General features: G+C 35.0%; 7 protein-coding genes. 4 read left to right on the forward strand and 3 right to left on the reverse strand.

The genetic code is table 11. The features are described 5' to 3' along the window. Nucleotides 1-85: 85 nt before the first annotated feature. The 4 genes from J2Z35_RS14650 to J2Z35_RS03725 all read left to right on the forward strand — a co-directional run bounded on the left by J2Z35_RS14650 (nucleotide 86) and on the right by J2Z35_RS03725 (nucleotide 4312). A complete protein-coding gene (locus J2Z35_RS14650; protein ID WP_245330743.1) occupies nucleotides 86-1093 on the forward strand; it encodes a methyltransferase domain-containing protein in 1008 nt (335 codons plus the stop codon). Between the two features lie 2 nt (nucleotides 1094-1095). Next, nucleotides 1096-1800 carry a SurA N-terminal domain-containing protein gene (locus J2Z35_RS03715; RefSeq protein WP_209659491.1) on the forward strand — a complete coding sequence of 235 codons (705 nt, stop codon included), beginning with the start codon at nucleotides 1096-1098 and terminating at the stop codon, nucleotides 1798-1800. Nucleotides 1801-2006: 206 nt separating this feature from the next. Then, complete coding sequence (secG, locus tag J2Z35_RS03720) at nucleotides 2007-2243, forward strand: preprotein translocase subunit SecG (protein ID WP_334300520.1); 237 nt, start codon at nucleotides 2007-2009, stop codon at nucleotides 2241-2243. A 29-nt stretch (nucleotides 2244-2272) separates the two neighbouring features. Then, nucleotides 2273-4312, forward strand: coding sequence for a sodium-translocating pyrophosphatase (locus J2Z35_RS03725; protein ID WP_209659495.1), 2040 nt, complete (start codon nucleotides 2273-2275; stop codon nucleotides 4310-4312). Nucleotides 4313-4411: 99 nt separating this feature from the next. On the opposite strand, the gene J2Z35_RS03730 is transcribed toward J2Z35_RS03725, so the two are convergent. From J2Z35_RS03730 to J2Z35_RS03740, 3 genes are all read right to left on the reverse strand, one after another. Then, nucleotides 4412-5587 (reverse strand): stalk domain-containing protein, encoded by a 1176-nt coding sequence (locus J2Z35_RS03730; RefSeq protein WP_209659497.1) that lies wholly within the window; start codon nucleotides 5585-5587, stop codon nucleotides 4412-4414. A gap of 73 nt (nucleotides 5588-5660) precedes the next feature. Further along, nucleotides 5661-6269 carry a class I SAM-dependent methyltransferase gene (locus tag J2Z35_RS03735; protein WP_209659498.1) on the reverse strand — a complete coding sequence of 203 codons (609 nt, stop codon included), beginning with the start codon at nucleotides 6267-6269 and terminating at the stop codon, nucleotides 5661-5663. A gap of 303 nt (nucleotides 6270-6572) precedes the next feature. Then, on the reverse strand, nucleotides 6573-6892 hold a 320-nt coding region (locus J2Z35_RS03740; RefSeq protein ID WP_209659500.1), incomplete at its 5' end, for a transposase.

The following is a 6892-nucleotide window of genomic DNA, read 5'->3' on the forward strand; positions in this document are numbered from 1 at the left end:
AGATTTTTGTTTTACCATGGTATATAGTATAATACTTTAAGATACATAGTATTATGCTTTAAGAAATTTAAAATAGAAGATGGAGATGAAGAAATTGAGAATAAGCAACAGCACTGTAGATACTATATTGTCTAAATTCAAATCCACATTTTACAAGACTAATACAACTAAGGCGGAAGAGATACTTAAAGACAAAAATAAAGCAATAAAACTTCTTGATTCTGCAATGGAAACTGCGAAATCAAATAGAAGAGGAGCTCTTGATGAAATTTGGGAGAAATTACAGCTAGTTTTTTCACTTATGAAGGATTGGATTAAAGGGGAATACAAGGAGATTCCAAAGGCTTCACTTGTAATAATAGTGATAGGATTTATTTATCTTGTGACTCCTATTGATACCATTCCTGATTTTTTGCCTGGGGGATTTATTGATGATGTTGTGGTCCTTGGATTTCTGCTTAGAAAGATTGGCTCTGATTTAGATAGTTATCAAATCTGGAAAAGAGAGAAAGAAAGCATTGGATATTATGATGAAAACACATCAAGCTTCTTTGATAAAACTGCACATATAGATATGTCTGATGTATATGAAGAATTTGAGAAATATCTTGAAGAAGGAGATAGTGTTCTTGACCTTGGATGCGGCTCAGGGAGAGATAGTAAGTATTTTATAGAAAAAGGATATAGAGTTACGTCTATGGATGGCTCAAAGGAACTTTGCAAACTTGCATCTGATTATATAGGGCAGGAAGTACTCAATTTGAGTTTTAAGGAAATAGATTTTAACAAGGAGTTTGATGGGATATGGGCATGTGCTTCACTTTTGCATCTTCCATCCAAACAAATGTCTAAAATCCTAGAAAAGATAAGAAGAGCTTTAAAAGATGAAGGAGTTTGTTATTTATCCTTTAAGTATGGAACTGGGGAAACTATGGTTGGAAAACGGCTTTTTTCCTGCTATACTGAATCTATGTTCAAGGAACTAATCGAACAAAATAGGGGGTTCGATCTTGAGCATATGTGGCTTACAATGGACAAAAGAGAAGGACATGAAGAAAAATGGCTAAATGCCATAATAAAAAGGAGAATTTAATTATGATTTTAAAGAAAAAAATTATTGGTGTATTGATGCTTGCGGCTATGGTTTCAATCTTTGCAATAGGATGTAGTCAAGAGTCAGCACCTGAGGGAAATGAGAACGTTGAAGCAGGGGAAGCAGCAGCTATTGTAAACGGAGAAGAAATATCTAAAGAAGATTTTGATTATACAGTACAAAGAATCAGCATGAATTATGAGCAGCAAGGACTATCTCTTGAGGGTGAACAGGAGGAAGCAGTTCTTGAAGGGATAAGAGAAGAAGCGATTGATATACTTGTTGAGGAAAGAATACTTCTTCAAGAAGCTATCAAAAATGGACACTCTGTGACTGACGAAGAGGTAGAAGAGGAATTTGAAAGCCTAAAGGGGCAGTTTTCTTCACAGGAGGATTTTGAAGAGATTTTAGAGATGAATCTTCTTACAGAAGAAAGACTTAAAAAAATGCTAAAGACAGAGATGCATATAGAGCGTTTCTTTAACGAAGCTACAGAAAATGTAGAGGTATCAGAAGCAGAAAGCAAAGAGGCATATGACAGATACTTTGAAGAAATACAAGGAACCGAAGCTGAAGAGGATTTCCCTTCATACGAAGAGATAAAAAATGATCTTGAGTTTGAAATTATGCAGGAAAAGCAAAATGCAGAATTTAGAACAATAATTGAAACTCTGAAAGCGGATAGCGAAATAAATATTTTATTATAATAATAGAACTTTATTGAAAAAATACCTCCAAGTGAAAAGTGTAATTATTTAAAATTATACTATTTACTTGGAGGTATTTTTTGTTATATTAAAGGCAGAACTAATATTCTATTTTTCAATTATTACAACACAGTTAATTTGTTGCTTTATAATAACTCGTATGATAAAATATGAAAGTATGGTTAGAGTGTATACTTAGTGAGGAGGTGCTTGATTTGAGGACTTTTCTGATGATTTTAGAAATAATAGTCAGCTTAGGACTTATAGCTAGTGTTTTGCTTCAATCTGGAAGAAGTGCAGGTTTTTCTGGAACGATTTCAGGTGGAGCTGAACAGCTTATGGGTAACAAAGCAAGAGGCATGGATGTTATCTTAAGAAAAATGACAACAGTTTGTGCAGTGCTTTTTATAATTTTGGCTATAATTTTAGTAGCAATTCAATAACTAATCTTTTAATTGGGAGGTAACAAGAAATGCAAAACTTAATATGGGCTCCAGCCGTAGGAGTCTTGGCACTTGTATTTGCATTCCTTCTAGCTGGCAAAATCAACAAAGTTGATGTCGGTACAGAAAGAATGAAGGAGATTTCATCCTATATACACGAGGGTTCTATGGCTTTCCTTACAAGGGAGTACAAAGCCCTTGCTATTTTCATTGTGGTATTATTTGTAGTGCTTGCTATTGGAATCAACATTTTAACAGCAATTTGTTTCCTAGTAGGGGCTATTTTTTCAACTCTTGCAGGATTCTTTGGAATGCAGGTTGCAACAAAGGCTAACGTAAGAACAGCTAATGCAGCCAAAGAAGGCGGAATGAACAAGGCTCTTTCAGTAGCTTTCTCAGGTGGAGCAGTAATGGGAATGTCTGTTGTTGGTCTTGGTATCTTAGGAGTAAGCGGACTTTATATTGTACTTACTGCACTTGGAAATGATCCTTCTCAAACAGCAGAAATTCTTACTGGATTTGGACTTGGTGCATCATCTCTAGCTCTATTTGGTCGTGTGGGCGGAGGTATATACACTAAAGCAGCTGACGTTGGAGCTGACCTTGTTGGTAAAGTAGAAGCAGGAATCCCTGAAGATGATCCAAGAAACCCAGCTGTTATAGCTGATAACGTTGGAGATAATGTTGGGGACGTTGCTGGTATGGGAGCTGACCTTTTCGAGTCATATGTAGGTTCTCTTATAGCTGCAATTACTTTAGGACTTTTAGCTACTTCAACTGCAGGAACTGCATATGGAGTCGCTGGAGCTATATTCCCTCTAGCGGTAGCAGGAGTAGGAACAATAGCATCGATAATAGGAACTTTTTTTGTTAAAGGTGATGACAATTCAGATCCTCATAAAGCACTTAAAATGGGTACTTATGTAGCTACAGGAATCACAATATTAGCTTCTTTTGTTCTTTCAAATATGTTCCTTGGAAATCTTTCAGGTTTCTGGGCTATAATTATAGGTCTTGCTGTAGGTCTTTCAATAGGACAAATTACAGAGGTATACACTTCAGCTGATTTCAAGCATGTTAAGAAAATTGCTCAGCAATCAGAAACTGGACCAGCTACAACTATAATTTCTGGTCTTGCTGTTGGTATGGAGTCTACTTTATGGCCTCTTATCATAATCGCTGTGGGTATACTTGGAGCTTATATTGCTGCTGGTCTTTATGGAATTGCTCTTGCTGCTGTTGGAATGCTTGCAACTACAGGTATGACTGTAGCTGTTGATGCATATGGACCAATTGCTGATAATGCAGGTGGAATAGCAGAGATGTGCGAACTTCCTAAAGAAGTAAGAGCTATAACTGATAAGCTTGACTCAGTAGGAAATACTACTGCAGCTATAGGTAAAGGATTTGCAATAGGTTCTGCTGCTCTTACAGCACTTGCACTATTTGCATCTTATACCGCTGCGACAGGTCTTACTTCAATCAGTTTAACAAACCCAGAAGTTATATCAGGGATGTTTATAGGTGGAATGCTTCCTTTCTTATTCTCTGCTCTTACAATGGAAGCGGTTGGTAAAGCTGCATTTGAAATGATAGAAGAGGTTAGAAGACAGTTTAAGACAATACCTGGAATCATGGAAGGTACTGGAAAGCCAGATTATGCTAAGTGTGTTGATATATCTACAGCAGCGGCACTTAGAGAAATGGTACTTCCAGGAGTTCTTGCAGTTCTTTCTCCAATAGTTGTTGGTCTGCTTCTTGGAACAGAAGCTCTTGGAGGACTTTTAGGTGGAGCTCTTGTAACTGGAGTTCTTATGGCAATAATGATGGCTAACGCAGGTGGAGCTTGGGATAATGCTAAAAAGTACATCGAATCAGGTGCACATGGCGGAAAAGGTTCAGAAGCTCACAAAGCTGCAGTTGTTGGAGATACAGTGGGTGATCCATTTAAGGATACTTCTGGACCTTCAATAAACATCCTTATCAAACTTATGACTATAGTTTCACTAGTATTTGCTCCTATATTTGTTCAATATGGTGGAATACTTATGGGATTTTTAGGAAAATAAGAGCCTAGTAAGATTAAAGTCTAAAAACTAGCTAGTCCAAACTAATATAAAAACCAAATCACAAAATGCCCCTCGGATTTCCGAGGGGCATTAATAATGTTATCTAGCTGTATAAAAATTTTGAGTATAATATGTACCAGAAGCATTTCCTTGGCTATATATTCCTACTCCTAGAGCTTTGAAATCTCCAAGTAAATTTTTCCTATGACCGCTTGAGTTTATCCAAGCTTCCACAACATCAGCTGCATTTTGCTGACCCATGGCTAGATTTTCACCTGCAGAAGAATATCTAATTCCCTGAAGAGCCATTCTGTCCCAAGGCTCAGTGCCACTTAGTGATGTGTGAGAAAAGTATTTTAAATTCGCCATATCAAGACTATGAAGCCTTGAAGCTGTACTAGCAGTTTCACAGTATTCAAAGGGCTTTAATCCATTAGACACTCTATAGCTATTGGTAAGGTCAAATACCTGTCTTTCAAAACCATTAATTACGTTTTGAGTATATGCTCTATTAAAGCTTTTAGAGTCGTCAGATAGCTTCACTCCTATCTTAGAGCTATCTCCCATCCAATCTTTAGCATTTGTATATATCTCAATAACATTTCCGTTATGGACTCCAAGCTGGATGTATTTTGAGTAATCTGAGTTATAGATATATACCTCATATCCTTTTTCAGAAGTGTCTATTCGATTTGGACTTCCAAGGACTGAAATCAAATCACTCTTACTTTGTCCAATAAATACGGTCTTCCCTGTAGATGAAACCAATGATTTTTCTGGTGATAGCGCTGGAGTTTGAGTTGTTTCCCTAGGATTTAAAGATTTAAAAGCTGGAGCAGTTTGATTGTTTGGGGTAACGATAGAAACCAGTCTTTTGCTTTGATTCCAAGAAATATCTGCACCAAGAGCTTCTGAGGCAGCCTTTACAGGGATAAGAAGCCTTCCATTTCTTATAATGGCTGGAGAATCTATCTCAATAGAGCCTTTATTACTGTTTGCAAATCTTCTTCCATTTGAAAAAGAAACCCATTTTCCATTTTGGAGTATGCCCTTTCCTTCTCTTGTAGTTTCGTTCCACTCCACTTTTGCTCCCAGACCTTCAAATATAGACCTAAATGGAACCATAGTTCTTCCATTTACAATTTCAGGAGCAACCTCTATATTCATAGGAATATTATTAATTTCTATTTTTATAGGGGAAGCTCCATAGGATACACTATAGCTTGAGGTGCAAGCTATTATTATACTGCCAAGTATAGCTATATATTTTTTCATTTTAAAACCTCTCTTTATTTAAGTATAAATTTATTTTAACCTAAATAAGAGAAAAAATAAAATTAAAATTAAATTACAATTTTTCGTTTTTATAAAATTTTAGATAAAGTTCTTCATTCATGGTGAACTTAGCTCCATAAAATTTATCGCTTATGTGAATATCTCCTATGAATTTGATTTCATCATCTGCAATCATTTCTATAAGCTCATCTCTGGATATTCTATGATCAAGTGGTGGACCTTCTTCCATTTCTTTTTTGCTCCACTCTAATACCCAAAGCTCTCCTTCTTCTTTTAATAGTCTTTTTAGTTCATTTACAACAAGTTTTGGATTATATACTTCGTGAAAAACATTGGACATAAATACAACATTTGCTATACTGCTTGGCAGAGCTGTGGAATTTTCATGGGACAATATGAACTTTGCACTAGAGCCTTCATGAATATTCTTTAGTGCATAATCTATCATCTTTGGCTCTATATCAACGCCAATCACTGTTTCGAAATATTTTTCAGCAGGAAATGTAAAGTATCCAACTCCGCATCCAAAGTCCACAAAGGTTCCTTTATAGGTTTTTCCTTTCATGAATTTTTCAAGAGTTTCAAGAGGAGGAAGCTCTTTTTTCCTTTTTTCACTAATAAGCTTATCTATATTTTGGGGGTTGAATTTTAAATTCTCCACTTTGCACATCCTTTCTATTAGTTTCTTTTTTACATATACCTCATAAATTAAACGCTACACTATAAATTTAATAAAAATAAAATTATACCCGAATTATTCATAAAAAAATAATTTAGGCTCTTAATTCAGAAATTAGAAAATTCCACAATAAAAGTTCTTAATTTTAGTTTTCTACTCAAATGAATTTCAAATAATATTAGCTTTTTCAATTTCAGAAACAAATTAAAATAATTTTGTTTTTAAAAATGGATAGACTTATCCCTTGGTTGAAAACTCTAATTTTAAATTTTTGATTTTATACTATTAAAATCTTATAGAATCTATATTTTCCATTATGCTATCGAAAATCTTTTTATAAGGACTACTTTTGCATAATTTGAAAATAGTTTTTCTTCCTGAATTTACACAGCGACAAGCTATTTTTATTAGGTTAGCTCTAATAGAAAGAAGCCTGCTTTTTTCCATATCTTTAGGCAGGACTGATCTTTTCATAATATTTATAATGCTATAAGCTAACGCTTTAATAATTGTCTTGACTGCGTTAGCAGTAAAGGTTGTATGAGAGGCTGTATCCATGAAAAAATCTAATTTAGCCTCTTTAATGAAATTTTCCATATTACCTC

The sequence above is a fragment of the Acetoanaerobium pronyense genome (assembly GCF_017874355.1).
In the GTDB taxonomy this organism is placed as follows: domain Bacteria; phylum Bacillota; class Clostridia; order Peptostreptococcales; family Filifactoraceae; genus Acetoanaerobium; species Acetoanaerobium pronyense.

What these genes read in the sequence shown, in the direction of transcription:
- J2Z35_RS14650 (WP_245330743.1), top strand. Translation starts at nt 86, where the DNA reads ATGAAGAAATTGAGAATAAGCAACAGCACTGTAGATACTATATTGTCT.
- J2Z35_RS03715 (WP_209659491.1), top strand. Translation starts at nt 1,096, where the DNA reads ATGATTTTAAAGAAAAAAATTATTGGTGTATTGATGCTTGCGGCTATG.
- J2Z35_RS03725 (WP_209659495.1), top strand. Translation starts at nt 2,273, where the DNA reads ATGCAAAACTTAATATGGGCTCCAGCCGTAGGAGTCTTGGCACTTGTA.
- J2Z35_RS03730 (WP_209659497.1), bottom strand. Translation starts at nt 5,587, where the DNA reads ATGAAAAAATATATAGCTATACTTGGCAGTATAATAATAGCTTGCACC.